The organism is Mycobacterium sp. IDUB_24 (assembly GCF_055419385.1).
Genome location: NZ_JBVAXO010000008.1, coordinates 165,583 through 191,369, shown reverse-complemented (window position 1 = coordinate 191,369; position 25,787 = coordinate 165,583). Strand labels below are relative to the sequence as shown.

The following is a 25,787-nucleotide window of genomic DNA, read 5'->3' as shown; positions in this document are numbered from 1 at the left end:
ACGATGTGGGAGTTTCCGAAACCCGGTCCAAGGGGCCCCACCTGTGGTGTAGCAATGGCTTTACGCCACTACACAACGTCGTCGCGAGGAGCGCCAACGCCATGCCGACTCTCAACCTCCCGCCCGGGTTCGACTTCACCGATCCTGACATATACGCCGAGCGACTTCCCGTCGAGGAGCTCGCGGAGATGCGCAAGCTGGCTCCGATCTGGTGGAACGAACAGCCGCTGGGCCAAGGCGGCTTCGACGACGGAGGGTTCTGGGTCGTCACGAAGCACAAGGACGTCAAAGAGGTCTCCCTGCGCAGCGACGTCTTCTCCAGCCAGGAGAAGACCGCCCTCCCGCGCTATCGCGACGGCACCGTCCAGCAGCAGATCGAACAGGGCAAGTTCGTCATGCTCAACATGGACGCACCGCACCACACGCATCTGCGCAAGATCATCTCCCGGGCCTTCACTCCCCGGGCGATAGAACGCCTACGCGCCGACCTGGCCGACCGCGCCCGGGCCATCGTCGCGGCCGCCGCAGCCGAGGGCTCGGGGGATTTCGTCGAACAGGTCTCGTGCGAACTGCCGCTACAGGCAATCGCGGGACTGATGGGCGTGCCGCAGGAAGACCGCATGAAGTTGTTCGACTGGTCCAATCAGATGGTCGGCGACCAGGACCCGGAGTTCGCCTCCAACGATGCGATCAGCGCCTCCGTCGAGTTGATCATGTACGGAATGCAGATGGCGGCCGAGCGGACGAAGAACCCGGGCGATGATCTGGTCACCACGCTTCTGCAGGCCGACGTCGAGGGGCACAAACTGTCCGACGACGAGTTCGGCTTCTTCGTCATCCTGCTCGCGGTGGCCGGCAACGAGACGACCCGGAACTCGATCACCCAGGGCATGATGGCCTTCGCCGACCACCCCGACCAGTGGGAGTTGTTCAAACGGGAGCGCCCGGGCACCGCGGCCGACGAGATCGTCCGGTGGGCGACACCCGTCACGTCATTCCAGCGCACCGCGCTCGAAGACACGGAGCTGGCCGGCGTGCCGATCAAGAAGGGGCAGCGGGTGGTGATGTTCTACCGCTCGGCGAACTTCGACGAGGAGGTGTTCGACGACCCGTACCGCTTCGACATCCTGCGGGATCCCAACCCGCACGTGGGATTCGGCGGCACCGGCGCGCACTACTGCGTCGGCGCCAACCTGGCCAGGATGACGATCGACCTGATCTTCAACGCGATCGCCGACGGGATGCCCGACCTGACGCCGCTGGCGGCGCCCGAACGACTTCGGTCTGGTTGGCTCAACGGCATCAAACATTGGCAGGTGGATTACCGCGGCCGGTCGGATAGTCGATGATCGATCGCCAGTAGTCATCCGGGATTTCGGTGTTCGACCGCAGCACGATCGCCAGACCGGTTGCCATCGCAATGCCGAGAAGCCCGAGCCACAGTCCCGCGAGCGCGATCGCAATCCAGAGCGCCGTTGTCAGCGCCGGCCACGGCGATGCCACCGCGAGCACCGGCGCGAAGAAGAACCCGGCCGCGACATAGCCGGCCGACCCGGCTCGGTCGGCCGCCATGACGGCGTGCAGCCACCGCGGGATCGATTGGTGTGACTGGGTTTTCTCGCTCATCGCAGCCTCCTCCGTGGGGACGACACCAACCATCACGCGAACTGGGTAATCTCCGCAATTACCCCCCAGGTAGTGGTTATCGCCCTTTGCGTGAGCGAGACTCGGGTGGTGACGAGCGCGGCAACCCAGACACCGATCGGATCGCTCATGCGCGACTGGCGATTACGCCGCCGCATCAGTCAGCTGGACCTGGCCATCGAGGCCGACGTTTCGGCACGTCACCTCAGCTTCATCGAGACCGGACGGTCGGTACCGAGCCGGGCCATGGTTCTGCGCCTCGCCGAGGCACTGGAGGTGCCGCTGCGCGACCAGAACCAACTGCTCCTCGCCGCGGGGCTGGCACCGGTTTACGCCGAGCGGACCCTGGAGGATCCCGAGATGACCGCCGTACGCGACGGGGTAACCCGGGTGTTGGACGCCTACAACCCCTACCCCTGCGTGGTCGTCGATCGCACCTGGAACCTGTTGCAGGCCAATGCGGGCACCGCGGTGATGCTGGACGGTGTCGCACCACACCTGCTGACCCGACCCAATGCGCTGCGTATCACCCTGCACCCCGAGGGCATGGCACCGCGCATCCGCAACCTGGCGGAATGGCGTCACCACCTGATCAGCCGGCTGCGTCGTGAGGTCACCGTGAGCGGATCGGCCGAGCTGGCCGACCTTCTCACCGAGATCGAGTCCTATCCGGGAGGGATGGAGCCGGTCCGCGATCTCGGCGGAGTCGTCGTCCCACTGGGATTGACCGCGCCGGACGGCACCGCCCTGACCTTTCTCAGCACCGTCACCACCTTCGGCACCGCGCTGGACCTGACTGCCGCGGAACTGAGTATCGAGGCGTTTCTGCCGGCCGACACCGAGACCGCCGCCGCGCTGCGCAGAAATCCACTGGTCTGACCACTTGACCTCTGACCGCTAGGCGAGGCAGCATGGTCCCATGGCGTTACAACCGGTAAACCGCCGATCCGTGCCCGAGGACGTCTTCGAGCAGATCGTCGCCGAGGTACTCAGCGGTCAGATGCAACCCGGCGAACCCCTGCCCAGTGAACGCCGCCTCGCCGAGGTACTCGGGGTGTCCCGCCCGGCCATACGGGAGGCGATCAAGCGGCTCACCGAGGCCGGCTTGGTCGAGGTTCGACAGGGCGACTCGACCACGGTGCGGGACTTCCGCAAGCATGCCGGCCTTGACCTGTTGCCCCGACTCCTCTTGCGCGCAGGCGAACTCGACGTGAGCGTGGTTCGCAGCATCCTGGAAACCCGTCTGCACAACGGACCCAAGGTCGCCGAGTTGGCCGCCGAACAGGCGGCGCCCGAGGTCGTCACGCAACTCTCGCGCACGGTCGACGCACTGGCGGCCGAACCTGATCCGGTGGAGCAACAGCGCCACGCGCTCGCCTTCTGGGACCTGATCGTCGACGGCGCGAATTCGATCGCATTCCGGTTGATGTACAACACTCTTCGGCAAACCTACGAGCCCGCGCTTCCGGCGTTGGCCACCATGATGGCCGCCGAGGTCGGCCGTCCCGACGCGTACCGGCGGATCGTGGCGGCCATCGAAGCGGGTGACCCGGTGGCCGCCCGCCATGCTGCTCAGCACCTGCTGGAGCCGGCCACCAACGCGCTCATGAGCGCACTCGACGCATTGGAGGAAACCCGATGACGCGCAACGCTTTCACCTTGGGCGACGCGGTACGGGAATTCATCAGGCACCCCTCCCCCTGGATGATCGGCACCGCACTGGTCATCAGCGTCGTCGCGCGGTGCGCCGTCGGCAACTGGCAATTCACCGATGCGGTGGTGCCGGTGGTGATGCTTGCGGTGTTCCCGTTCTTCGAGTGGATCGTCCACGTCTTCGTACTGCACTGGCGGCCAAGGCAGTTCGGCGCGCTCAACCTGGATTCGCGGCTGGCTCGCGATCACCGGCGCCACCACGTAGAGCCGCGCGATATCCCGTTGATCTTCATACCGTGGCAGGCTCTGCTGTGGATCCTGCCCATCGCTGTGGCTGTGGCATTCCTGGTCTTTCCGCGGACCGGCCTCGGGCTGACGTTCCTGTCAGTGTTGACGGTGCTCGGACTGTCATACGAGTGGTGCCACTACCTGATCCACAGCGACTACAAGCCGAAAACCCGTGCATACCGAGCGGTTTGGCGGAACCATCGGCAGCACCACTACAAAAACGAGCACTACTGGTTCACGGTCACCACCGCCGGAACCGCCGACCGGATACTGCGGACGTATCCGGACCCGGCGACGGCGTCCACCTCACCAACGTCGAAGAACCTGCACGCGGCTACGACTGCACGACAATAGGATCGCCCAACCCCACCGTGTTGAAGTACCAATCGGCATTGTCCGGACTCAAGTTGATGCAGCCGTGGCTGACGTTGGAATAGCCCTGCGATCCCACCGACCAGGGCGCACCGTGCACGTAGACGCCGCCCCAGGTCACGCGGACCGCATCGTACACAGTGAGCTTGTAGCCCTCCGGGTCACTCAGCGGAATCCCGATGGTGCGTGAATCCATCACCACGACAGGCTCTTTCGCCAGCGCACTGAACGTACCGATCGGAGTGGGGTGCTTGGGCTTCCCCATCGAGGCGGGCATCGTCCGGGCCACGGCGCCATCGATGCTGACCGTGAAGGTGTGCGCATCGATGTCGGCCACGCCGAGCACCTGCGCCCCGGTCTCGAAGCTGGTCTTGGCACCACCGGCGGTGACCGAGATCTTCGAATGCGCCGGCCACAACTGATCGGGTTTCCACTGCATCACATCGTCACTGAGCCATGTGAAGGTGCCGGTTGGTGTTTCCGGCGAGCTGATCTTCAGGCTGCTCTGCGCCGCATCCCGGTCGGTCACCGGGTTGTCGAACGTCACGGTCAGTGGCATGGCGACACCTACCACCGAACCCGCGGCGGGCTCGATGGTCACACCGGGTGCAGGCGTGCTCACTGCGGCAGCTGCGACATTGACCGTGCTCGCGGCAGCCAAGGTGGCCACACCAATCGCGGCAAACACTTTCAGTACCGACGCTCGAACGGTTCCGAATGACGACGATGGGGCGGTCAGCATTCCACCAGTGTAGGTGAGCGCTGGCGCTGCCCCTTTCAGGCGCAGCGTGACGGCGGCAATTCGAGGTCGGCGGTCGCGCGGTGGGTTGCCCATGGTGAACTCATCGGCACGGCGTCTCAGAACGTTTCACCCCACGCATCAGCGCCATCGCGGCGGCCTCAGCAACGTCACCGGGATCAGGGCGCGACGGGAACCGGAGCCTGCGACTCGGGCACGGCCGGGACCTCTTCAGGCGCGGGTGGTGTCGCCTCCGGTGACACCGCTTCGGGCGCGGGTGGCGCGGGTGGCGCCGGTTCGACCGCCGGAGCCTGCGCGGCCGTCTGTTGTATCGGCGCCGCCTCTTGCGCCGTACTCGGCGGAGCCGGTGCAACCTCGGGTGCCGGAGGCGGTGGTGGCGGAGGAGGCGGCGGAGGTGGTGGAGGTGGTGGCACTTCCGATGTCGGGGACGGTTCCGGCGACATGGCAGCCTCTCCCGGCGGCATCTGGTCGGCCGACGGTGGCTGTTGCGCCGCATCGGGCGGTGGCGCACCGGGGACGTTCTCGGGCAGTGCCGGCGGGAGCTCGGAAGTCACCGGTGCCGGCTCGGACCCCGCAGGAGCAAGCTGCTCGCCCGGTACGGCGGTGTGCTCGGGCGGGGCGGTGACACTTTGATCGGGGACGTACTCCGGGCCGGCGTCCTGGACCACGGGTTCGAGTACGGGCGGGGATTCGGTCGGTACGGACGGTGCCGGGACCGCCGACGTCTGCTGTACCGACGCCGAGTCGCCCGACGTGCTCACCACCGGACGCGTGCTGCGGTGCGGAGTCGGCTCTGAACCGGGAAGCAGCTGCTGACTGACCGCCAGCGCCAGCGAAACTCCGAAGGCCAAGATTCCACCAACCAATATCGCCAGCGGAGTCAATTGTGTAGGGGGCCAGCGCCAACCAGCCGAGGCCACGCGGTCATCGGATGCCCGCCGGCCCCGCCGTACCGAGGCCAGGGCCGCGCCCCGGGCCAACGGCAACCCGGGTTCGGCCGGTGTGAACACCGGCACCCGGAGGGCCTGCTCCAATTTCGGTAGCACAGAGTCCAGGTCGACGGCGGATCCCACGACCACCAGCGCATCGGGCCGCGGAGCGGCCGCGCCGAGCACGTCGGACAACCAGGTGATCAGGCCGGCCACGGTCTCGATGCCCCGGCTGACCGCGGTCTGTACCGGATCGTCGCCGCCCACCGTCATCGCCTGCACGACATCGGGTTCCAGGACGCACACGCCCGTCGTGTCGAATCCGACGATGCCGGCGACACGCCGCGCCAGTGCATCGGTCGCTTGGGGCAGCCGCACCGGAACCACATCGGCGAACCCGGCATCGGCGAACTTCTTCAGCAACACCGCGCCCTCGGCAGCCGCCCCGGAACTCCAGGTGACACCGATCGCGGTCAGTTGCAGACCGCGTTCTGCCGCAACCCTTTCGGCGCGCCGGGCGGCCTTCACGACATCGGCGCAGATGTCATCGGTGCGCGCGGGCGCAAGGCCCCGGATGTCGAGGGATTCGTGGTCGACGGTCGCCCCGTCGGCCTCGCTGCCCTCGACCAGGACCAGACCGACGGTGGACGGTGTCAACGAAACACCGAGCACCGCGTCCACATGCACCCCCGAAAGTGTGGCCGTCGTCCAAACGTTTCACGGTGACATTACCCGGTGGCAGCTTCGTGCCCACCCCCTGCACCTGCGGTCGCTGTTCATCACCGGCACCGAAATGTGCTGTGCCGCAGAATCGCCAGTACACAACCGAGTGTTAGTTTGCCGCCGAGCCCGTCAATATCGACCGACCCGGGTCGGTTGCATGGCAAGGTGGGGGCGCATGCAGGAAATGCAGGATTCATCGCAGCGCGGCACGTTCTTCGGTCATCCCATCGGGTTAGCCAACCTGTTCGGCGTGGAACTGTGGGAGCGGTTCTCCTTCTACGGGATGCTCACGATCCTCGGCTACTACCTGTACTACGTGGCCGCCGACGGCGGACTCGGGCTACCCAAGAGCACCGCCACCGGCATCGTCGGCGCTTACGGCGGACTGGTGTACTTGTCCACCGTCCTCGGAGGGTGGATCGCCGATCGCCTCCTCGGCATGGAGCGGACGGTATTCTACGGCGGCGTGGTCGTGATGGCCGGCCACATCACACTGGCCGTCGTTCCCGGTCTGGCCGGTGTCGGTATCGGACTGGTGCTGGTGGCGCTAGGATCCGGAGCACTCAAGGCCAACGCCTCCGCACTGCTGGGCACGCTTTATGCCAAGGATGATCCGCGCGCCGACGGTGGGTTCACCCTGTTCTATCTCGGCGTCAACCTCGGCGCCTTCGTCGGACCTCTGGCGACGGGATTGTTGCAGACCCACATCGGCTTTCACTACGGCTTCGGCGTCGCGGCCATCGGTATGGCGCTGGGGCTGACGCAGTACGTGATGTTCCGGCGCAATCTCGGGAACCACGGACGCGTCGTGGCAAATCCGTTGCCGCCAGGGTCAATTGGCAAGGTCGTCGGCGTGGTGGCGGTACTGGCGGCGGCCGTGGCGGTGCTGTTCTCGGTGCACCTTGTCAACCTGGCCAACCTGTCGCAGTTCATTACCGCGGTGATAGTCGTGGCCTCGGTCATGTACTTCGTGGTGATGCTGACCAGCACCAAGGTGTCCGAAACCGAACGGACGCGGGTCCGTGCCTTCATCCCGCTGTTCATCGCGAACGCGGTGTTCTGGTCACTGTTCCAACAAACCTTCACGGTGCTGGCCGTCTACTCCGATGAACGGGTCAACTGGTCCGTCTTCGGTTGGACCGCGCCGTCGAACTGGATCGGGTCGATCGAACCTGTGTGGATCATCCTGCTCTCCCCCCTGTTCGCGATCCTGTGGACCCGGCTGGGCAACCGGGCACCCACCACACCTCGCAAGTTCGGCTACGGAGTGATCGGCATGGGCGCAGCATTCCTGCTGTTCTTGCCGATGGCACAGACCACCGGAAAAGTGGTGCCGGCCTTGCTGGTGGCCGCCATCATGGTGGTGTTCGCGGTGTCCGAGCTACTGTTGTCGCCGATCGGCCTGTCGGTGACGACAAAGCTTGCACCAGTTGCGTTCCGGGCGCAGATGATGGCGCTGTTCTTCTTCTCGGTCGGTCTGGGTACGGCGATGTCAGGTGTGCTCGCGCAGCGCTACGATCCGGCGAACGAGTTCGCCTACTTCGGGATTCTCGGCGCGGTGGCGATCCTCACCGGTGTCGTGGTGCTACTGATGTCGCCACGGATCAGCCGGCTGATGGAAGGCATTCACTGATCGCCGGAGAGGATGTCGGCCAGCAACTGTGGCTCGATGTTGCCGCCGGAGACGATCACGACAGTGGGCCCGGGTGGCGTTGCCAACTTGTGGTAGCCCGCCAGCGCCACCGCCCCGCTGGGCTCGGCAACGAGATGCGCGCGGTGCGCCAGTTGTCGTACCGCTGAACGAATCTCACCTTCGGTCACGGTGATGACACCGTCAATAACCCGACGCAGATGGACGAATGTCAGCTCTGACGGTGTCGAGCGCAGTCCGTCGGCGATGGTCCGGTTACGTTGCCCCACAGGCCAATCCACCAGATGACCAGCAGCCAGGCTCTCGGCAGTGTCCGCGGCGAGTTCGGGCTCGACACCGAATATCTTGGCCCGCGGACACATCGCCCGAATGGCGGTGCCGACGCCCGAGGCCAAGCCGCCGCCGCTGATCGGGATCAGTACGGTCGCGATGTCGGGGAGATCCTGCGCGATCTCCAACCCTATGGTGCCCTGGCCGGCGATCACGTCGAGATGGTCGAAGGGTGGCACCAGCACACCACCGGTGCGCTCGACCAGTTCGGCGGCAACCGATTCACGCTGACCCGCCCCGCACAACACGACCTGTGCCCCGCGGTCCCTGGTGGCCTGTACCTTCACGGTCGGCGTCTCCTCGGGCATCACGATGTGGGCGTCCACGCGAAAGGCCGCAGCCGCATACGCCACCGCCTGCGCATGATTGCCGCTGGAGTAAGCCACCACTCCCCTGGCCCGTACATCGGGTTCGAGCCGGCCCAGCGCGTTGAACGCGCCGCGGATCTTGAATGCGCCGATCGGCTGCAGGCTCTCGGGCTTGAGCCACAACGGACGGTCGGGGTCTCCCCACCCGGCGGCCAGCAGCGGGGTCCGCACGATGTCGGGGGCGATCCGCCGGGCTGCGGCGTCGATGTCGTCGAGAGTCACCAGCTTCACCGCACAAGTCTCTCCCGCGGACGGGCCCTGCGAAAGCCCGGGCTGCGGCACCCCGGCTACCGTGCTCACGTGACCCAGTACAGCTTCGGAATCGTTCCGCGTTACGCCGAGATCGACCAGCAGGGCGTGGTGTTCAACGGCCACTACCTCACCTGGTTCGACGAGGCATGCACCGGGCTGTTCGACCATCTTCGGGTGAGCTACGCCGACCTGATCGCCGACGGCATCGACATGCAGGTGGTGCACACCGAGATCGATTTTCGGGCGCCGGTCCGCTGGCGGGAACCGGTGCGCGTCGTTGTGCGCTGCGAGCGCATCGGCACCACCAGCTTCACGCTGGGCTTCACCGTGCTGGGCACCGACGCCTCCGGCGACGAGCAGCCCAGGGTGTGCGGCAGCAACGTCTACGTCGTTGTCTCGACCGGTGACTGGTCGAAGCGACCCGTTCCCGAAGGTGTTCGCGCGGCACTCAGTTCCGTTGCCGACCAATGAATCTCCCGACCCGGGCCGCCGTGGTGCACAATCGAATGGAGAGCCGACGCCGGCCGGTGAGAGGGGCAATCATGACGCAGGTGGATGACGAGGGCTTCGACGGCTACGGATTCGACGACGCCCCTGAGGCCGATGTCGTCGAACAGCTGATTCCGGTCGGCGTCGATGACGAAGACGACGCGTTGGCGGATCTGCGCCGGGTGCGAATCTCACCCGATGTGGAGGCCACCGAGGCCGACCTCATCGATCAGGCGATAGTGGTGCCGTCAGACGACGAGTCCGACTTCGACCGCTGAACGGAAGGACGCCCGGCGGCGAATCTGACCCGCCACACACCGAGCGCCACCAAGACGAGAAGGGCGAGCACCCACGGCCAGGCGCCGTGCCGGTGCACCCACCCCGCCAGGGTACCCTGCAGGTAACCGGCGGCGGCGATCACCGGATCTTCGGGATTTCCTGCGGCGCCGAACAATTGGATCTCATACCACCCGTAGTAGGCGACATAGGCGCCGACGGCGATCAACAGGGCTCCGCTGATCCGGCTGATGTAGGGGACGACGCGACGCAACCGGTCGATCACGACGGTGCCGGCCAGCGCCGTAGCCACGGCCAGCACCCCGACGACGAGAGCGAAACCCCCCGCGTACGCGCCGAACACCGCCACCCGGTGCAGCGCGGTGTGCGATTCCAGGGTTGCACCGGTGACCGCCAGGAAAGGTCCGACGGTGCACGACAGTGACGCCAGCGCGTATCCGACGCCGTAGCCGGCCATCGAGCCGAGCCGCGCAGTGGGTGCCCAGCCGGCACGGCCCGCCACCGCATCGGGCAGCAGAATCCCGAGCCGGCGGCCGGCCAGTAGCCAGGCCCCCAGCGCGACCAAGACGATCCCGATGACCACGGTGACATAGGGAAGATAGGTTTGCACGGTATTTGCGGCCGCCACGGTCAGCAGCCCGAAAGTGCCGAACACCGCAACGAATCCGGCAGTCATCACCGCGGTGGCCACGAGCGCTCGTCCCAACGCGCTGAGCGGCCCGCGCGGCGAGGTGCCCCGCACCACCAGCGCAAGGTACCCGGGCAGCAGCGCGAAACCGCACGGATTGAGTGCTGCGACGAGTCCGGCGCCGAACGCCAACCCCACCAGGTTGTCTGACACGCCCGGCGACTAGCTCTTCAGAGCCGCGACCCGATCGGCCAGCTCCTGCTGCGGCATCGCCGACGTGGGGTTGTTGACGAACGTGGACGACCCGTCGGCACGGTAGAAGACGTAGGCCGGCTGCCACGGGACGTTGTAGCGAGCCCAGATCGACCCGTCGGCGTCATTGAGGTTGGGGAAATTGAGGTGGTATTTGTCGACGAACCCCTGCATGGCCCCGACATCGGAGTGTGCCGCCACACCGACGAAACTGACCTGTGGATTGGCTGCGGCAACCTCGCTCACCGACGGCGCCTCGGCGTTGCAGAACGGGCACCACGGCGTCCAGAACCACAGCACCGCGGGCCGCCCGGCCAGGCCGGACCCGTTGAACGGCGCGCCGGACAACGTGGTGCCGGTGAACTGCAGCCGATCGTCGGCAGCTGCGGTCGGTGCGGCAACCAGCGCCAACACCACCGCAACCGTCGACAGCACGCCGGCCGGCCCGGCTATCGCCGTTTGGCGCAACCACCGGAGTCGCATCCTCATGGCAGTCTCCTTCGCTCAGGGCGCAGCCGCACGCACGGCCCGCGCATACCCCCTAACACGGAAGTCCACACTTCCGGGTTCAACGCGGAACCTCACCGAGCTCAGTTCTGCCGGGGCAACAACTCGGCGGCGAACCGGTCCAGGAATGCGGCGCGATCGGTGGAGCCTGCCGCCCTGATCACGAATTTGGTCAGCCCGGCAGCCAGGTAACCGTCGATCTGGCGGTGCAGGTCGGGCCAGTCCGCGGCCAGCAGTTCGGTCGGGTCGACGTCGGGCCTGCGCCGGCGCACCGCGGCGAGCAGATCATCCGAGAGCACGCCGTCCCCCACCGCGAGGCTGATGCCGTAGTGGTCAGGCTCGATGACCCGGCCGGCCGTCTCTGCCTCCGCCTCGATGCGCCGGCGCGCTGCCCCCGCCTCGTCGGGCGTGAGGAAGCTGCCCAGCCATCCGTCGCCGAATCGACCGATGCGGGTCAACGCCGCCGGGGCCGAGCCGCCCAGCCAGATGTCGATCGGTTTGGCCGGTACCGGCTGCACCTGAGCGGAGCGGACAGTGAAGTACTCACCCTCGAACGACACGTCACGGCCGTTCAGCGCCGATCGCAACAGGTGCAGTGATTCGTCGAAGACGGCAGCCCTGCGGCGGTCGGGCACGACGAAGATGTCCCGCTCGGCAGGCAGGGCCGAATGCAGGCCGAATACCGGCAGCACTCGCTTCGGCGCCAGCGCTGCCAGCGAGGCCAGCTGTTTGGCCACCAGCACGGGATGGCGCCCGGGCAGGATGGCAACCGAGGTCCCGACCTTCAACCGCTGGGTTCGTGCCAGCGCGTAGGCCATGCCGATGAACGGATCCACCGCCGGGGTGTAGACCAGTTCGGAGAACCACAGTGAGTCGATCCCGGAATTCTCCAGGTAATCGACGATGCCGCCCAGTTCACCTGGGGCCGTGTCGGCGCCGACGCCGACACCGAACCGCACCTTCATCGGACGTTTCCCATGTCATCCATATTCGACCCAACACCGCGCAACCGCCTCTTGTGCCCGCCGGCCCGGCGGTTCAGAGTAAGACAATGAGCGAACAATGGATTCAAGGGTGCTTGGTCCAGCGGATCGCGTTTCATGATGGCCTGGTGCTCAACCTCGACGACTACAACGAACTCGTCATCTCGGTCCCACTGGAACTGACACTGCCGGCGACCGATACCGACGCATCCGAAGTGGTGTCGCTGGACCCACGGTCACTGCGCGATGAAGTTCGGCCGCTGTTCGATTTCGCCGGTCAACGGTGCACGCACGCCGACTGGGAGGACAACGGCAGCCTCCACCTGAGCTTTTCCGACGGCCACCGGATCGATGTCCGGCCCGAAGAAGGCCGGACATCGTGGGAGCTGTACGGGAAATACCACGGCTACGCCGCATGCCTGCCCCACGGGCGGGTCCGCGTCGTCCGTCACGATCAGGATGACTTCGATCAGGACGGCGACGAGGGCCCCACCCGCGAGAGCGGCTGACCACTACCGATGGGGTCTCAGCGGACGCCGACCCCGAGGATCGGTACCCAGACGCCGAACAGCCACACACCCCACTGGCGGAACCCGTTGTCCCACACAGGGTTCAAGTTGTAGCCCCAGTAGTTGATGGTCGGCGGCAGCGGCCCACCCCGCCATTCGAACGGTGGCGGCGGGCCCCAGCCCCATGGCGGCGGCCCGTTACGGTCGTCCCACCAGTCGTGCCGGTTGTTCGACCACCAGGGACCCTTGTCGTCCCAATGTCCACGGTTGTCGAAATCGTGCCCGCGGTTGTCGAAATCGCGGCCGCGATCGAAATCACGGTCATGGCCGGGCGGCCCGCCGTTGCAGAACGGGAAGCAGTCGTCGTTGCCGTGCCCCGGCTTGAGCGGAGCCGGCACAGCGGGCGACGCCGACGCCACCGGAGCCCCCAACCCCGTGACGCCCATTCCGAACGCACCGACTGTCAACGCAGCCGCCACGAACTTCGTCAGTTTCATCCCTGAACCTCCTACGGTCGTGACCCCGGCGCAGGCCATCCCCCAATGGCCCGGCGCCGCAACGCCTTGCGACTCACCTGGCTGCGAGCGGCGAAACGTGCACCCCAGAGGGGTATCGCCACCGCCGATCCGAGCGTTACCCATTTTCCGGCCCCTGCGGGGCCCTACTCTGGCGGGGTGGGTATCGCACCGCGGATCAATGGGGCGCGTCCCAGCGACGTGCCGCGCTCGGAGATCGACCTCGGATCCTGGCAGTTCTGGCGTGAGGACGACGACGTCCGGGACGGCGCATTCAGCGTGCTGCGCCGTGACGACCCGATCTCGTTCCACCGTGCCTGCGTTCTCGACGGCTCACCGGAGAGCGCCGGGCACTGGGCGGTGACCAGGTACGACGACGTGTTCCACGCCAGCCGCCATCCGGAGATCTTCAGCTCCGCGTCCGGCATCACCGTTGGCGATCAAACTCCGGAATTGGCAGAGTATTTCGGCTCGATGATTGCGTTGGACGATCCGCGGCACACCAGGCTTCGCAACATCGTGCGCAGCGCGTTCACGCCGCGCGTGGTGGCGCGGATCGAGGATTCGGTCCGTGATCGGGCCCGACGCCTGGTCAGTGACATGGTGGCCAGGAATCCCGACGGCACCGCCGAACTGGTCACCGAACTCGCCGGACCATTACCGCTGCAGGTCATCTGCGACATGATGGGGATCCCCGAGCACGACCACCAACGGATCTTCCACTGGACCAACGTGATCCTGGGATTCGGCGACCCCGACCTGACCACCGATTTCGACGAGTTCGTGACTGTCGCGATGGACATCGGCGCCTATGCGACCGCGCTTGCCGACGAACGGCGTGCGGCGCCCACCGAGGATCTGACCACCAGCCTGGTTCAGGCCGAGGTCGACGGGGAACGGCTGACCTCGGCCGAGGTGGCCTCGTTCTTCATCCTGCTGGTGGTCGCGGGCAATGAAACGACCCGCAATGCCATCAGCCACGGTGTGCTCGCCCTGACCCGCTACCCGGACCAGCGTCAGAAGTGGTGGTCGCGCTATGACGAACTGGCCCCCGACGCGGTGGAGGAGATCGTGCGCTGGGCGTCGCCGGTGAGCTACATGCGCCGCACGGTCACGCAGGACACCGTGCTGGGCGGGACACCGCTGCCCGCCGGCGCAAAGGTGACGCTGTGGTACGGATCGGCGAATCGGGACGAGTCAAAGTTTGCCGATCCGTGGATGTTCGACATCACCCGACACCCCAACCCCCACCTCGGATTCGGTGGCGGCGGCGCGCATTTCTGCCTCGGGGCAAACCTGGCGCGCCGTGAGATCACCGTCGCGTTCTCCGAACTGCACCGGCAGTTGCCCGACATCGTGGTGACCGAGGAACCTGACCGGCTGCTGTCGCCGTTCATCCACGGCATCAAGCGCATGCCGGTGGCCTGGTCCACCCGCGCAGCGTCTACTTGACGGTCAGGGTGCCCAGCATCGCGGGGTGATAGAGGCAGTAGAACGCGTACTCCCCCGGCTCCTGCGGGGCCGTCAACGTCGCCTGTCCCTTGCCGTCGACGTGGACGTCGAACAGTCCCTTGGTCCGCGATGTCACCGAATGCTCGACCTCGTCCTTGTTGACGATCGTGATCGCGGTTCCCGGCGCCACGGGGCCCAGTGCGCTGAATCCCATCCCCTCGATCGCGATGACGGGGCCGGTCGGAACTTGTTTACCAGGGCCGGTGGTGGCAGTCCCGGAGTGCTGGCTGTGGCCGGCCGGCGAATTGGCTTGCCCGCAGGCAACTACCGTTCCCGCGACCAGGAACAGCGATACGGCCAACACTGCAACTCGATACATCCGGGACCCCCTGGGAATCGTCCTGAGACCGCAGACAATTATCGGCCCCGCCGGGGTGTGATGTGCGGTTTCAGCCGACCCGGCGACCCACGACCACACCGGCCGCGAACGCGGCTACGAGCACACCGAGGATGGTCCACGCCAAAACGCTGGAACCGCCCACCAGGTCGCTGAGGTTGGTCAGGATCAGAACCAGTGCACCCAACAGGCCCGCGAGACCCAACGCCGGTGCGACCCGCACCCGCCACAGCGAATGGCCATGCCGGTCGGACCCGAAATAGACGAGAACCGCGACACTGGTGGCGATCATCAGGAGCACCACGCCGACCGTCGTCGCCCCGGCGAACCAGGTGTAGAACTGGGCGGCCGGGTCGAGCCCGAACACCACTGCCAGGAGCACGCTGAGCGCCACGACTCCCGAGATCCACAGCGAGGCCCGGTGCGGCGAGCCGTGCCGCTCGTGCGGCCGGCTCAGCCGCGCGGGCAACACGTCGCGCTGCGACAGCGCGAACACGTATCGCGAGGCCACGTTGTGGAAGGCCAGGATGCAGGCGAACAGACTGGTGAAGTACAACACCGTGATGATGTCGGCGCCCGCCGCGCCGATGTAGCGGTGCGCAGTGTCGCCGAGGAACGTAGAGCCCGAGTCGGTGGCACGGGCGACGGCCTGCTCATCGCCCCAGCCCGAGATCAACGCCCAGCTGGTGACCGCGTAGAACACCCCGATCAGGATCAGCGCCAGATAGGTGGCCCGCGGAATCGTGCGCTCCGGAGTGCGGGCCTCGTCGCGGAAGATCGCGGTCGCCTCGAATCCGACGTAGCTGATGATCGCGAACAGCAACCCGATGCCCAGTGAGCCGGAGAAGACCGCACTCGGATTCACGATGCCCGCAGACAGGCCATGCTCACCGCCGTTGGCCACGATCACCAGGTCGAGTACCAGCACGATCGCGATCTCGGCGGTCAACAACACGCCGAGCAGGCGGCTGGACAGCTCGATGTTGCGGTACCCGAGGTACGTCGTGACCGCAAAACCTGCGACCGCGAACACCCACCACGGCAGAGTCGGCCCGCCGGCCAGCTCGACCACACTCGCCCCCGCCGGGCCGAGCAGGCCGTACACGCCCGCCTCCAGCGCCACGTAGCTCACCAGCGCCACGAACGCGATACCGATGCCGGCGGGCAGTCCGAGCGACTGACGAACATAGGAGAAGAAGGCGCCCGCCTCATCGACATAAGGGGTCATCGCGGTGAAGCCCACCGCGAACAACAACAGCACCAGCGTGGCGGCGATGAACGTGGCGGGGAATCCGGCTCCGTTGCCCGAGGCGATGCCCAACGGCACCACCCCGCCGATCACACCCAACGGCGCGGCCGCGGCCACCACCATGAAAACGATCGAGGCCACTGAAAGGTTGCCGCGCAACTGGCGACCGGCTACCGGCGGCGGGTCGCCCAACGATTCTGGGGCTGTGGTGGTTTCGGACATGCTCGACCGTCCTTCAGGCAGCGTGCGCGTAAATCTGACCCGCGGAACATAGGGCCGGGGCCGGCCCGCACACCAGGTCTGGCGTCAGCGTGCGCAAAACCCGCCTTGTTACCCGGCTCCCAGTGCGTCGAGCATTCCGGCCGCCGACCGCGGCCAGGTGAACTGTTCGGCACGCTGACGGGCACTGCTGCGCCGCATCGGTTCGGGCCGGCCGATCACCGAGGTGACGGCCTGCGCGATGGCGTGGGCGTCGTTGTCGGCAGTCGCTCCGCTGTCGCAGGTGAGGATCTCGGCAAGGGCCGACGTCCGGGACACCACCGCCGGAGTTCCGCACGCCAGCGCCTCCAGCGCCGCCAGGCCGAAGGTCTCGTGCGGCCCGGGCGCCAGTGCGACATCTGCCGAGGCCAGGATGGTCGCCACGGTGTCGCGGCAACCGATGTACCCGGTGAACGCCACTGGTAGCCCGTTGGCCTGCCTCTCGAGGCGAGCCCGCAACGGCCCTTCCCCCACCACCACCATTTGGGCATCTAGGCCCGAATCACGCAGTGCGGCCACGGTATCGATACTTCGGTGAGCGTGTTTCTCCACTGACAACCTGCCGCAGTGCACCAGGAGGGTCTGCTGCGGCGCAGCCCAGCGGCTACGCATCTCGGCACACCGGCGCCTCGGGTGGAACTGCTCGAGGTCCACGCCGAGCGGCACGGTCGCCACATTGTCCGCACCGATCCGGTCGAATTCCTCCCGCGCGAAACCTGTCGTGCACACGACCGCGTCGTAATTCGCCGCAGTGCGGCGGTTGGCGAAGTCTGCGACCATGACCGCCGCCGATCGCGGCAGCACCTGACCGACCAACCGGTCCAGGCGTTCGTGGGAGATCATCACGGTGGCCACACCGTGTCTGCGGCCCCACGGCCCCAGCGACCGCAGGGTCAACCGGTCCGATACTTCGATCGCGTCGGGACCGAGCTGCTGCAGCAACGCGGTCACCGGCCGCGGCAGCACCGCGCGGTAGCCGCCCGTGAACGGGATCAGCCTGGCAGGCAAGGAAATCCGCACGACGCCGCTGGCAAGGACATGCCGCTGCGGGTGTGCACCCGGCACGATGAGATACACCTCATGGCCCAGCGCGACATACTCCGCGCCGAGGCGGTCGACCGCGGTACGCAGCCCGCCAGATCGCGGGCCGTAGAAGTTCGCAACCTGGACAACCCGCATGTCACGATGAGAACCGGCCCGCGTGTGCGGTCAACCACAACGCCGCGACCGACGCCTGAACAGCCGCTGAACAAGGCCGCCGACGGGCTCAGGCGAGATGCGTCGCGAACCACTCCTGGATTCGGCGCCAGGCATCGGCGGCGGCCGCCGGGTTGTAGCGATCGCCGGTGTCGTTGAAGAAGGCGTGATTGGCGTCAGGTTCGGTGATCAGGTCGTGCACCATTCCGGCGCGCTCCAACGCCGCACGTATCGTCGGTTCACCTGCGTTCACCCGCTGATCCAGGGCGCCGTAGAACGCGAGCACCGCGGCGTTGCGGGAACCACTGAAATCCGGATCGTCGGGAGCTGGGCCGTAGAACGGCACCGCGGCGGCCAGCGCAGGAGTACCCGCGGCCAGGAGCCGCCAGACCAGGCCGCCGCCCATGCAGAAACCGACAGCGGCGACCTTGCGGCCGGGGGCGCGGCGTTGCACCTCTTCGATGCCCGACGCCAGATCTGCGATGAACTCCTGCGGTTCGATCCTGCTCAACGCGGCGGTGGCATCGGCAGGGTCGGCGAAGGCCCCGGTGCCGCCCTGCGCCGAGAGCAGGTCGATCGCCAGCGCCGAATACCCGATACCGGCGAACCTTCCGGCCACCGAGCGGATGTGGTCGGTGAGCCCCTTGTTCTCGTGGATCACCAACACCGCGCCCCTGGGTTCTGGCGCGGCGGCCCAGGCGCCCCGCAACTCCCCGCCGGGGCCGGCCCAACTGACCTCGTCGGTGGGCAGCGCGCCTTCGGTGCCCGGCGGCGGGCCGGCTTTCGGCGTCGATCCCGGTGCGGCACTGGGCGTTGCGGTGGATGTTGCGCCGGGGGCTGATTGCTTCGCCTCACCGCAGGCGGCGATCAGAGCGGCCGCCGCGGCGGCCCCTATTCCCAACAGTCCGAGCCGGCGCAGTGCCTCACGACGCGACAACAGCCCGTCGAGGTGATCGGTCGCGATTTCCTCGGCGATGTAACGCTGCAGCGGAGTCACCTCAGCCAGTATGCGCTGAAATGCCGAACCGCAGCTATAGAACTGCGCGCGGCGGGATACTCATCGGATGGCCTGGACACCCGACCCCGAGGCGCTGCGGGGACACATCGCCGTCGTTGCCGGGGCAACCCGCGGCGCGGGTCGGGGCATCGCCGCGGCGCTGGGTGAGGTCGGTGCAACCGTCGTGTGCACCGGCCGCAGCAGTAGATGCGGAAGCCGCCTCTCCGACTACGACCGGCCCGAAACCATCGAGGAAACTGCCGAATTGGTAACGGAACTGGGCGGATCCGGCCTCGCCGTACAGGTCGACCACCTCGACGCGACGCAGGTACGCAGACTGGCCGGGCGCCTGAAGGCCGACTACGGGCACATCGACATCCTCGTCAACGACATCTGGGGAGCCGAGGTGCTCAAGGGACCGCCGGACACCTGGGGGCGGCCGATGTGGCAGCACGACCTGGACGACGGGTTACGGATGCTGCGCCTCGGACTGGACACGCACCTGATCACGTCGCACTGCCTGCTGCCGCTGCTCGCCGATCGCCCCGGCGGCCTGCTGGTCGAGATCACCGATGGCACAACCGAATTCAATGCCGAGAACCCCCGGCTCTCGGTGTTCTACGACCTGGTCAAGAATGCGGTGAACCGGCTGGCGTTCAGCCACGGGCACGAACTCGCCGCGTTCGGCGCCACCGCCGTCGCGGCCACTCCGGGCTGGCTGCGCTCAGAGATGATGCTCGACAACTACGGCGTCACCGAGGCCAACTGGCGATGCGCCCTCGACCTGGCCCGCACCGACGGCTATCCGGCCGCGCCGCCGGGATTCGCCGAATCCGAGTCCCCCCGCTTCGTCGGGCGCGGTATCGCCGCGCTGGCCGCCGACCCGCACCGGGCGCAGTGGAACCAGCATTCCGTCAGCTCGGCCGCGCTGGCGCGCCACTACGGGTTCACCGACGTCGACGGGCGCCTTCCGGACGCCTGGGCCCCGCTGTAATCCCAGCTCAGCCCACTCCCTCGGCCTTCAGTAGACATTTTCTCAAATCTGTTCACCATTTTCATTGACACTGCCACTACCGGGACGGTTCTATGTCTGAGTGAGCTTCGACACGATCATTCGCAACGGCCGCTGGTTCGACGGCACCGGTGCCCCGTCCGCGGTGCGCAACATCGGAATTCGTGACGGGCACGTGGTCGCCATCTCCCCCGACCGTCTCGACGAGACGGACTGCCCTCAGGTCATCGATGCCACCGGCAAGTGGGTGGTGCCCGGAATGCTGGATATCCACACCCACTATGACGTCGAGGTTCTGAACGGCCCGTCGCTGTCGGAGTCACTGCGCCATGGCGTGACGACAGCGATGCTCGGATCGTGCTCGCTGTCGACCGTGCATGTCGGCGGTGTCGACGCGGGTGACTTGTTCGGCCGTGTCGAGGCGATCCCACGCAGCCACGTGATCGCGGCCGTCGACGACAACAAGACGTGGTCCAACTGCGACGAATACGTATCGGCACTCGAATCGCTGCCACTGGGCCCCAACCTTGCCGCCTTCATCGGGCACTCCGATATGCGGACCGCGGTGATGGGACTCGACCGCGCGACCCGCAAGGACCAGCGGCCGACGGCCGCCGAACAGGCCCGCATGGAGCAGATGCTCAAAGAGGCCCTCGACGCCGGCTTCGTCGGGATGTCCTCACAGCAATTGCTTTTCGACAAGATCGACGGTGAGACCTGCCGATCCCGCACCCTGCCGTCCACCTACGCCAAGCCCCGGGAGCTCCGCCGGCTCAAGGCGATGCTGCGGCGCGCAGGCCGGGTACTGCAGTCCGGCCCCGACATCCAGAATCCCCTCAACCTGGCCTCGCAGGTGGCCCAGTCCCTCGGGTTGTTCCGCAAGCAGCTGAAGACCAGCCTGCTCTCGGCTGCCGACATCAAGGCCAACCCGTATGCGATCTGGATGATGGGACCGCTGGCCAAGGCGGCGAACGCGCTCGGCGGGGACTTCCGCTGGCAGCATCTGCCGGTGCCGTTCGAGGTGTACGCCGACGGTATCGACCTGGTGGTGTTCGAGGAATTCGGTTCCGGCGCAGCGGCTCTACATCTGCGTGACGAGGTCGAGCGCAACGAACTGCTGCGTGACGAGTCCTACCGCCGTAAGTTCCGCCAGGACTACGACAGCAAGTTCGGCGTGCGGGTCTGGCACCGGGACTTCTTCGACGCCGATATCGTCGCCTGCCCTGACGAATCCGTGGTGGGCAAGACCTTCGGCCAGGTCGGTCAGGAGCGGGGCGAGCTGCATCCGGTCGATGCCTTCCTGGACCTGGTGCTCGAACACGGCTCCGCGATCCGCTGGCGGACCACTATCTCCAACCACCGTCCCGAGGTGCTCAAGAAGCTGGCTCGCGATCCGGGTATCCAGCTCGGCTTCTCCGATGCCGGTGCCCACCTGCGGAACATGGCCTTCTACAACATGGGGCTGCGCCTGCTGCGCCACGTCCGCGACGCCGAGCGGTCCGGTACGCCGTTCATGTCGATCGAGCGGGCCGTGCACCGGCTCACCGGTGAACTCGCCGACTGGTACCGGATCGACGCCGGCCATCTGCGCATCGGGGACCGCGCCGACGTCGTCGTCATCGACCCGGAACGCCTCGACGACTCCCTCGATGCCTACGCCGAGGAGACCGTCGACCATTACGGCGGGTTGTCCCGCATGGTGAACCGCAACGACGACACCGTCACCGCGGTGCTCGTAGGCGGACGCACCGTGTTCGCCGACGGTGCGCTGACCGACCTGGTGGGACATCGGCGCACCGGCCAGTTCCTGCGGGCCGCACAACGCGTCCCGTCGATCTCCGCCGAGGATGGGAAGTTGACCAGTGCCCGTTGAAGACGTCTCGATCGAAGAAACCGTCCACGGCATGTGGAAGGCGCTGTCGGAACGCGATTGGGAACTTCTCAAGACGTACCTGTCGGACGACTGCATCTACCTGGACATGCCGGTGGGCCCGGCCGCGGCCGCCAGGGGCCCCGAAGACATCGTCAAGCGGCTCAAGATCGGTCTCGAACCGTTGGCCTCCTACGAGAACTTCCCCGGCCTGCTGGTCGACAACGGTCGTGATGCCATGTACGAACACCACGAGGAATGGCATTGGGCGACAGGTGAATCCGCCGTGCTCAAGTTCGTCACCGTGCACCGGGTCGAGAACGGCAAGGTGACGCTGTGGAAGGACTACTGGGACATGAGTGCCCTGGCCAACCACGCCCCGCCGGACTGGCTGGAGAACTTCGCCACGGCCGACATGTCGTGGGTGTTCGACGCCACCGCGCTGGTCTGACGGCTCAGCCGCTCAGTCGATACCCCACACCAGACAGAACGGGTGGCCGGCCGGGTCACGGAACACCCGGAACAAGGTCTCACCGACGGCATCGGTGACCCGGGTCGCCCCCAGCGCCAGCACCTGACGTTGGGCCTCATCCGGGTCGTCGACCTGGATGTCGAGGTGAATCTGCTGTGACCCCCGCGGATCGGGAAATAACGGCGGCTCGTGCTGCGGCGAGTACTGGCAGGCGAGCCGTCGGCCCGCCGGGTCTGTGACGACCACCCACGTGTCGTCCTCGGCGGCCACGTCACCGCCGAGCACCTCGGCGTAGAAGGCGGCCAGCGCACGAGGATCCCGGCAGTCGAGCACGATAGAGCGAAGGCTTCCGATCATGGCTCCGCAGGCTACAGCGTGATCTTGCAGGTTTGGCCGATGTCGAGAGTCCGCAGCATCCGGCCCATTCCGAGCCACATCGCGCACGACAGCGCCAGGTCGGTGAGCAGTTCGGCGTCGAACTGCTCACGCGCGCGCTCCCAGAAGTCCTCGTCATCGCGCAGTCCGGTGTGATCGCTCGCGAAGCGCGCGGCGAACTCGGCGGCGATCCGCTCCTGCGCGCTGTAGCCAGGCCAGGTCCGCCACTCGGCGGCGTGATCGTAGAGATCCTCGTCCACTCCGGCCGCGGCGCCGTCGGAGTCGCGGGTGTTCTGGCACACCACGCACTCGTTGTCGAGCGCGATCACCATCCGAGCGAGCTCCCGCACCCGCAGGGGCAGCCGGCCCTTGGTGTACACCGCGTTGGTGAAGTTGGCCATCGCGGTGCCGATCTCGGGCGACTTCAAGATCCAGCCGGCCACGTCGTCGTCGGGAAATTCTCCGATACGGCTCATGGGCCGAATCGTACGCAATATTCGGCAGTTCTGGAACAAGTTCTAGTTTTTGGTTCCCGAGCCGGTCAGCTCCGTGGCACGGTCGTCGTCTCCCCAGTCCCGCTGCACCACGACCCGGTGCGCGATGCGCTCCAGCGCGGCCTCCACCTGGGCCCGGTCCGGGCGGCCCTCGAACGACGACGAATCGCCCAGTTTGTCGACGATCCGTTCCACCAGTGCGGCCGAGACGCCGTCGACCTGCCGCACCCCGCTCTGGGTCAGCCACAGGTTGTCTCCGGTGCGCAACACATACCCGTCCTGCACCAACCGGTTGAAGGTCGGCTCGAGCACTTCGAAGGGCACGACCAGGCGGTCGGCGATCTCGGTCAGGCGAGCCGCGCCGAATATCTGGCTGTGCCGGTAGATCTTGAGTAGCGCCCACAGCCCCGCGACATCGAGCTCGCACCCCGACCCGCCCGCAACGTTCCGCAGCCGGATCTCGGGTGAACTGCGCATCAGCCGGCTGACCACGGTCTCGAGCACCTGGTCCGCCGATTCCGAGCTCGGCATGCCGAAGCCTTCGCCGAGATCGCCCGCCATCGTCGCCTCCGACTCGAGGAGTGGCACCTCCTTGAGGAACAGCGCGACGATCAGGCCGATCAGCGCCACCGGCGCGGCGCAAAGGAACACCAGGTCCAGCGCATCCGCATAGGCGTCGACGATCGGGGCGGCGACCTCGGGCGGTAGTTCGTGCAGCGCCGCCGGAGATGCCCCCGCCACCGATGGCGCGCCGCTGGCGGCGAGGGCACCGGGCAGGCGATCCGACAGGAAGCCGACGAACAACGACCCGAAGATCGCGGCACCGAAGGAACTGCCGATGGTCCGGAAGAACGTGACCCCCGACGTCGCCACGCCCAGATCGCTGAAGTCCGACGTGTTCTGCACGATGAGAACGAGCACCTGCATGCACATGCCGATACCGGCGCCCAGGATGAGCAGATACAGCGATTGCAGCGGAATCGGGGTCGCGGCGTTCATGCGCGACAGCAGGACGAACCCGACGAGCATGATCGCGGTACCGGCGATCGGGTAGATCTTGTACCGGCCGGTGCGGCCCACCAGGCTGCCGCTGACGGTTGAGGTGATCAGCAGCCCGATGACCATCGGCATGGTGCGCAGGCCGGATTCGGACGGCGATACGCCGTCGACGAACTGCATGAAAGTGGGCATGAACGTCAAGGCACCCAGCATGGCGAAGCCGACGACCAGCGACAGCACGCAACACGTGGTGAACACCGGATTTCGGAACAGGCGCATCGGCAGAATCGGTTCTGCCGCCCGGGTTTCGGCCCGGACGAACATCGCCAGCGCCAGGACGGACCCGACGACCAATCCGATGATGGCCGGCGAGGTCCAGGCCAGTTCGCCGCCCAGGCTGGTGGCCAGCGTGAGACCGGAGGCCCCGATCCCGACCCACACGATTCCGGCATAGTCGATCAGCGGGCGCGGGCCACGGGAGGCCATTGCCGGGATCGTGGCGGCCGCGACGATCAGGACCACGACGCCGACCGGGATGCTCAGCCAGAAGGCCCACCGCCAGCCGAGATGATCGGTGACGAAACCGCCCAACAGCGGGCCGGCAACGGTGGTGACGCCGAATACGGCGCCGAGCGCACCCTGATACCGCCCGCGGTCCCGGAGCGGGATGACCTCGGCGATCAGCGCCGAGGATGTCACCATGATCGCGCCGCCGCCGATCCCCTGCAGCGCCCGCGCCGCGACCAACATGGCCATCGATCCCGACAGGCCGCTGAGGACCGATCCGGCGAGGAAGCACAGGACCGCGCCCTGGTACACCACTTTCCGGCCGAAGATGTCGCCGACCTTCCCGACAACGGCGGTGACGACGGTGGAGGCCAGCAGGTAGCTGGTCACGACCCATGCCTGATGACCGGCACCGCCCAGGTCTGCCACGACCGTGGGAAGCGCGGTGGCGACGATGGTCTGGTTGAGGGAGGCCAACAGCATTCCGAGCAGGACCGCGACGAACACCAGGTTGCGTCTGCGCACGCTCAGGATCGGACCGCCGGCGGGTTGCTCGGCGGTTGTCGTTGTCGGGCTGGTCATAACTTCCTTTCGCCGGCCTGCCGGTTCACCAGCGATATCGTTAGATAGCCTATGAAAGTTACAGCACGGACAAAGCCGCCCCAGGCAACCGGCGGCTGACCGGCTACCCAGGGCGGCTTGAACCGAAACGCCGAAGCTATTGCGGCGGGCGGGAGACGCACTGCGCTGCATAGAGCGCGTCGCCCAACTTCTCCATCAGCTCCAGCTGGGTCTCGAGGTAGTCGATGTGACCTTCCTCGTCACCCAAGATGGTTTCCAGGATCCGCGCCGAGGTCGCGTCCTCTTTTTCGCGGCACATGATTATCCCCGGACGGAGCCGAGCGACCACCTCGTACTCGATCGCCAGATCGGCCTCGAACTGTTCCCGAAGCGTCTGACCCACGCGCAGCGAAAACAGCCGCTGATAGTTGGGCAGACCGTCCAGAAGCAGGATTCGGTCGGTGATGGTCTCCGCGTGCCGCATCTCTTCGAAGGACTCCGCGCGGGTGTGTTCCGCCAATTCGGTAAATCCCCAATTATCTTGCATCTTCGAATGCAGGAAATATTGGTTAATTGCAGTGAGTTCGCTCGTCAATTGCTCGTTGAGCAATTTCAGAACATCGGGATCGCCTTGCATCGTCGCTCCTAAGCACCTTGAGGGCTGGTCAAGTGTTGCCGTCTGCCGTGCACATCCAATCTAGTCCAGAAAGCCTGGCGTGACGCAATGATTAACACCCAATTCGGCGTGTTCGTGCGACATTGCGCGACCCTCGGCGGCAGTGGGACCGAGGCGTGGC

At 66.6% G+C, this 25,787-nt stretch carries 28 protein-coding genes; 12 read left to right on the top strand and 16 right to left on the bottom strand.

Annotated features, from left to right (window positions below):
* The first annotated feature begins 101 nt into the window (after window positions 1-101).
* On the top strand, window positions 102-1,349 hold the full coding sequence (locus ACZYZF_RS25790) for a cytochrome P450 (RefSeq protein WP_463747873.1): 1,248 nt from the start codon (window positions 102-104) through the stop codon (window positions 1,347-1,349).
* Here the strand turns inward: ACZYZF_RS25790 and ACZYZF_RS25785 are convergent.
* On the bottom strand, window positions 1,303-1,626 hold the full coding sequence (locus ACZYZF_RS25785) for a hypothetical protein (protein WP_463747872.1): 324 nt from the start codon (window positions 1,624-1,626) through the stop codon (window positions 1,303-1,305). The two genes, ACZYZF_RS25790 and ACZYZF_RS25785, sit on opposite strands and share 47 nt — an antisense overlap.
* A gap of 147 nt (window positions 1,627-1,773) precedes the next feature.
* Here ACZYZF_RS25785 and ACZYZF_RS25780 point away from each other — a divergent pair, with 147 nt between their 5' ends.
* From ACZYZF_RS25780 to ACZYZF_RS25770, 3 genes are read left to right on the top strand one after another with little or no spacing between them, the layout of a single operon-like run.
* Window positions 1,774-2,523, top strand: a complete 750-nt coding sequence (locus tag ACZYZF_RS25780; RefSeq protein WP_463837331.1) for a helix-turn-helix domain-containing protein — start codon at window positions 1,774-1,776, stop codon at window positions 2,521-2,523.
* 40 nt (window positions 2,524-2,563) lie between these two features.
* Complete coding sequence (locus ACZYZF_RS25775) at window positions 2,564-3,286, top strand: FadR/GntR family transcriptional regulator (protein WP_463837183.1); 723 nt, start codon at window positions 2,564-2,566, stop codon at window positions 3,284-3,286.
* The gene (locus ACZYZF_RS25770; protein ID WP_463747870.1) at window positions 3,283-3,939 is read left to right on the top strand and encodes a sterol desaturase family protein; all 657 of its coding nucleotides are present in this window, start codon (window positions 3,283-3,285) and stop codon (window positions 3,937-3,939) included. The genes ACZYZF_RS25775 and ACZYZF_RS25770 overlap by 4 nt, the downstream gene beginning before the upstream one ends.
* Here ACZYZF_RS25770 and ACZYZF_RS25765 read toward each other — a convergent pair.
* Together ACZYZF_RS25765 and ACZYZF_RS25760 are read right to left on the bottom strand one after the other, a co-directional pair.
* Window positions 3,920-4,699, bottom strand: a complete 780-nt coding sequence (locus tag ACZYZF_RS25765; protein WP_463747869.1) for a L,D-transpeptidase — start codon at window positions 4,697-4,699, stop codon at window positions 3,920-3,922. The two genes, ACZYZF_RS25770 and ACZYZF_RS25765, sit on opposite strands and share 20 nt — an antisense overlap.
* Window positions 4,700-4,875: 176 nt before the next feature.
* On the bottom strand, window positions 4,876-6,333 hold the full coding sequence (locus tag ACZYZF_RS25760; protein ID WP_463837182.1) for a DUF7159 family protein: 1,458 nt from the start codon (window positions 6,331-6,333) through the stop codon (window positions 4,876-4,878).
* A gap of 211 nt (window positions 6,334-6,544) precedes the next feature.
* Between ACZYZF_RS25760 and ACZYZF_RS25755 the strand changes: the two genes are divergently transcribed.
* Window positions 6,545-8,002 carry a peptide MFS transporter gene (locus tag ACZYZF_RS25755; RefSeq protein WP_463837181.1) on the top strand — a complete coding sequence of 486 codons (1,458 nt, stop codon included), beginning with the start codon at window positions 6,545-6,547 and terminating at the stop codon, window positions 8,000-8,002.
* Here the strand turns inward: ACZYZF_RS25755 and ACZYZF_RS25750 are convergent.
* Entirely contained in the window at window positions 7,996-8,949 is a 954-nt protein-coding gene (locus ACZYZF_RS25750; protein ID WP_463837330.1) for a threonine ammonia-lyase, read from the bottom strand. The genes ACZYZF_RS25755 and ACZYZF_RS25750 overlap by 7 nt on opposite strands.
* A 69-nt stretch (window positions 8,950-9,018) precedes the next feature.
* Here ACZYZF_RS25750 and ACZYZF_RS25745 point away from each other — a divergent pair, with 69 nt between their 5' ends.
* Entirely contained in the window at window positions 9,019-9,441 is a 423-nt protein-coding gene (locus tag ACZYZF_RS25745) for an acyl-CoA thioesterase (protein WP_463837179.1), read from the top strand.
* A 71-nt stretch (window positions 9,442-9,512) separates the two neighbouring features.
* Window positions 9,513-9,737, top strand: coding sequence for a hypothetical protein (locus ACZYZF_RS25740; RefSeq protein ID WP_463837177.1), 225 nt, complete (start codon window positions 9,513-9,515; stop codon window positions 9,735-9,737).
* Here ACZYZF_RS25740 and ACZYZF_RS25735 read toward each other — a convergent pair.
* The 3 genes from ACZYZF_RS25735 to ACZYZF_RS25725 form a co-directional block, all read right to left on the bottom strand.
* Entirely contained in the window at window positions 9,689-10,597 is a 909-nt protein-coding gene (locus tag ACZYZF_RS25735; RefSeq protein WP_463837176.1) for a cytochrome c biogenesis CcdA family protein, read from the bottom strand. The two genes, ACZYZF_RS25740 and ACZYZF_RS25735, sit on opposite strands and share 49 nt — an antisense overlap.
* Window positions 10,598-10,606: 9 nt before the next feature.
* Window positions 10,607-11,119, bottom strand: coding sequence for a protein disulfide oxidoreductase (locus ACZYZF_RS25730; RefSeq protein WP_463837328.1), 513 nt, complete (start codon window positions 11,117-11,119; stop codon window positions 10,607-10,609).
* Window positions 11,120-11,226: 107 nt separating this feature from the next.
* A complete protein-coding gene (locus ACZYZF_RS25725; protein ID WP_463837174.1) occupies window positions 11,227-12,108 on the bottom strand; it encodes a TIGR03854 family LLM class F420-dependent oxidoreductase in 882 nt (293 codons plus the stop codon).
* Between the two features lie 86 nt (window positions 12,109-12,194).
* Here ACZYZF_RS25725 and ACZYZF_RS25720 point away from each other — a divergent pair, with 86 nt between their 5' ends.
* A complete protein-coding gene (locus tag ACZYZF_RS25720; RefSeq protein WP_463747861.1) occupies window positions 12,195-12,635 on the top strand; it encodes a DUF6188 family protein in 441 nt (146 codons plus the stop codon).
* 17 nt (window positions 12,636-12,652) lie between these two features.
* On the opposite strand, the gene ACZYZF_RS25715 is transcribed toward ACZYZF_RS25720, so the two are convergent.
* Window positions 12,653-13,132, bottom strand: coding sequence for a hypothetical protein (locus ACZYZF_RS25715; protein ID WP_463747860.1), 480 nt, complete (start codon window positions 13,130-13,132; stop codon window positions 12,653-12,655).
* Between the two features lie 177 nt (window positions 13,133-13,309).
* On the opposite strand from ACZYZF_RS25715, the gene ACZYZF_RS25710 reads away from it, so the two are divergent.
* Window positions 13,310-14,602, top strand: coding sequence for a cytochrome P450 (locus ACZYZF_RS25710; protein ID WP_463747859.1), 1,293 nt, complete (start codon window positions 13,310-13,312; stop codon window positions 14,600-14,602).
* Here the strand turns inward: ACZYZF_RS25710 and ACZYZF_RS25705 are convergent.
* The 4 genes from ACZYZF_RS25705 to ACZYZF_RS25690 all read right to left on the bottom strand — a co-directional run bounded on the left by ACZYZF_RS25705 (window position 14,595) and on the right by ACZYZF_RS25690 (window position 18,700).
* Window positions 14,595-14,981 carry a cupredoxin domain-containing protein gene (locus tag ACZYZF_RS25705; RefSeq protein ID WP_463747858.1) on the bottom strand — a complete coding sequence of 129 codons (387 nt, stop codon included), beginning with the start codon at window positions 14,979-14,981 and terminating at the stop codon, window positions 14,595-14,597. The two genes, ACZYZF_RS25710 and ACZYZF_RS25705, sit on opposite strands and share 8 nt — an antisense overlap.
* 70 nt (window positions 14,982-15,051) lie before the next feature.
* Window positions 15,052-16,470 carry an APC family permease gene (locus ACZYZF_RS25700; protein WP_463837173.1) on the bottom strand — a complete coding sequence of 473 codons (1,419 nt, stop codon included), beginning with the start codon at window positions 16,468-16,470 and terminating at the stop codon, window positions 15,052-15,054.
* Between the two features lie 108 nt (window positions 16,471-16,578).
* Window positions 16,579-17,685 (bottom strand): glycosyltransferase, encoded by a 1,107-nt coding sequence (locus ACZYZF_RS25695; RefSeq protein WP_463747856.1) that lies wholly within the window; start codon window positions 17,683-17,685, stop codon window positions 16,579-16,581.
* An 88-nt stretch (window positions 17,686-17,773) separates the two neighbouring features.
* The gene (locus ACZYZF_RS25690) at window positions 17,774-18,700 is read right to left on the bottom strand and encodes a dienelactone hydrolase family protein (protein WP_463837172.1); all 927 of its coding nucleotides are present in this window, start codon (window positions 18,698-18,700) and stop codon (window positions 17,774-17,776) included.
* Between the two features lie 67 nt (window positions 18,701-18,767).
* On the opposite strand from ACZYZF_RS25690, the gene ACZYZF_RS25685 reads away from it, so the two are divergent.
* From ACZYZF_RS25685 to ACZYZF_RS25675, 3 genes are all read left to right on the top strand, one after another.
* Window positions 18,768-19,694 (top strand): SDR family oxidoreductase, encoded by a 927-nt coding sequence (locus ACZYZF_RS25685; protein WP_463837170.1) that lies wholly within the window; start codon window positions 18,768-18,770, stop codon window positions 19,692-19,694.
* A gap of 100 nt (window positions 19,695-19,794) precedes the next feature.
* Complete coding sequence (locus ACZYZF_RS25680) at window positions 19,795-21,585, top strand: N-acyl-D-amino-acid deacylase family protein (RefSeq protein ID WP_463747853.1); 1,791 nt, start codon at window positions 19,795-19,797, stop codon at window positions 21,583-21,585.
* A gap of 31 nt (window positions 21,586-21,616) precedes the next feature.
* On the top strand, window positions 21,617-22,033 hold the full coding sequence (locus tag ACZYZF_RS25675; RefSeq protein ID WP_463747912.1) for a nuclear transport factor 2 family protein: 417 nt from the start codon (window positions 21,617-21,619) through the stop codon (window positions 22,031-22,033).
* Between the two features lie 12 nt (window positions 22,034-22,045).
* Here ACZYZF_RS25675 and ACZYZF_RS25670 read toward each other — a convergent pair whose 3' ends face one another.
* From ACZYZF_RS25670 to bfr, 4 genes are all read right to left on the bottom strand, one after another.
* Window positions 22,046-22,411: a VOC family protein gene (locus ACZYZF_RS25670; protein WP_463747852.1), complete on the bottom strand. Its 366-nt coding sequence runs from the start codon at window positions 22,409-22,411 to the stop codon at window positions 22,046-22,048.
* An 11-nt stretch (window positions 22,412-22,422) separates the two neighbouring features.
* Window positions 22,423-22,905 (bottom strand): carboxymuconolactone decarboxylase family protein, encoded by a 483-nt coding sequence (locus ACZYZF_RS25665; RefSeq protein WP_463747851.1) that lies wholly within the window; start codon window positions 22,903-22,905, stop codon window positions 22,423-22,425.
* A 42-nt stretch (window positions 22,906-22,947) separates the two neighbouring features.
* A complete protein-coding gene (locus ACZYZF_RS25660) occupies window positions 22,948-25,011 on the bottom strand; it encodes an MDR family MFS transporter (RefSeq protein ID WP_463747850.1) in 2,064 nt (687 codons plus the stop codon).
* Window positions 25,012-25,147: 136 nt separating this feature from the next.
* Window positions 25,148-25,627, bottom strand: coding sequence for a bacterioferritin (gene bfr, locus ACZYZF_RS25655; protein WP_209916222.1), 480 nt, complete (start codon window positions 25,625-25,627; stop codon window positions 25,148-25,150).
* Window positions 25,628-25,787 lie beyond the last annotated feature (160 nt).

Excerpts from the sequence above, each read along its gene's own strand:
- ACZYZF_RS25770 (WP_463747870.1), top strand. The coding sequence starts at position 3,283 with ATGACGCGCAACGCTTTCACCTTGGGCGACGCGGTACGGGAATTCATC.
- ACZYZF_RS25675 (WP_463747912.1), top strand. The coding sequence starts at position 21,617 with ATGTGGAAGGCGCTGTCGGAACGCGATTGGGAACTTCTCAAGACGTAC.
- bfr (WP_209916222.1), bottom strand. The coding sequence starts at position 25,627 with ATGCAAGGCGATCCCGATGTTCTGAAATTGCTCAACGAGCAATTGACG.
- ACZYZF_RS25775 (WP_463837183.1), top strand. The coding sequence starts at position 2,564 with ATGGCGTTACAACCGGTAAACCGCCGATCCGTGCCCGAGGACGTCTTC.
- ACZYZF_RS25785 (WP_463747872.1), bottom strand. The coding sequence starts at position 1,626 with ATGAGCGAGAAAACCCAGTCACACCAATCGATCCCGCGGTGGCTGCAC.
- ACZYZF_RS25780 (WP_463837331.1), top strand. The coding sequence starts at position 1,774 with ATGCGCGACTGGCGATTACGCCGCCGCATCAGTCAGCTGGACCTGGCC.
- ACZYZF_RS25740 (WP_463837177.1), top strand. The coding sequence starts at position 9,513 with ATGACGCAGGTGGATGACGAGGGCTTCGACGGCTACGGATTCGACGAC.
- ACZYZF_RS25790 (WP_463747873.1), top strand. The coding sequence starts at position 102 with ATGCCGACTCTCAACCTCCCGCCCGGGTTCGACTTCACCGATCCTGAC.
- ACZYZF_RS25670 (WP_463747852.1), bottom strand. The coding sequence starts at position 22,411 with ATGATCGGAAGCCTTCGCTCTATCGTGCTCGACTGCCGGGATCCTCGT.
- ACZYZF_RS25720 (WP_463747861.1), top strand. The coding sequence starts at position 12,195 with ATGAGCGAACAATGGATTCAAGGGTGCTTGGTCCAGCGGATCGCGTTT.
- ACZYZF_RS25695 (WP_463747856.1), bottom strand. The coding sequence starts at position 17,685 with ATGCGGGTTGTCCAGGTTGCGAACTTCTACGGCCCGCGATCTGGCGGG.
- ACZYZF_RS25685 (WP_463837170.1), top strand. The coding sequence starts at position 18,768 with ATGGCCTGGACACCCGACCCCGAGGCGCTGCGGGGACACATCGCCGTC.
- ACZYZF_RS25725 (WP_463837174.1), bottom strand. The coding sequence starts at position 12,108 with ATGAAGGTGCGGTTCGGTGTCGGCGTCGGCGCCGACACGGCCCCAGGT.
- ACZYZF_RS25730 (WP_463837328.1), bottom strand. The coding sequence starts at position 11,119 with ATGCGACTCCGGTGGTTGCGCCAAACGGCGATAGCCGGGCCGGCCGGC.
- ACZYZF_RS25700 (WP_463837173.1), bottom strand. The coding sequence starts at position 16,470 with ATGTCCGAAACCACCACAGCCCCAGAATCGTTGGGCGACCCGCCGCCG.
- ACZYZF_RS25665 (WP_463747851.1), bottom strand. The coding sequence starts at position 22,905 with ATGAGCCGTATCGGAGAATTTCCCGACGACGACGTGGCCGGCTGGATC.
- ACZYZF_RS25705 (WP_463747858.1), bottom strand. The coding sequence starts at position 14,981 with ATGTATCGAGTTGCAGTGTTGGCCGTATCGCTGTTCCTGGTCGCGGGA.
- ACZYZF_RS25715 (WP_463747860.1), bottom strand. The coding sequence starts at position 13,132 with ATGAAACTGACGAAGTTCGTGGCGGCTGCGTTGACAGTCGGTGCGTTC.
- ACZYZF_RS25765 (WP_463747869.1), bottom strand. The coding sequence starts at position 4,699 with ATGCTGACCGCCCCATCGTCGTCATTCGGAACCGTTCGAGCGTCGGTA.
- ACZYZF_RS25755 (WP_463837181.1), top strand. The coding sequence starts at position 6,545 with ATGCAGGAAATGCAGGATTCATCGCAGCGCGGCACGTTCTTCGGTCAT.
- ACZYZF_RS25660 (WP_463747850.1), bottom strand. The coding sequence starts at position 25,011 with ATGACCAGCCCGACAACGACAACCGCCGAGCAACCCGCCGGCGGTCCG.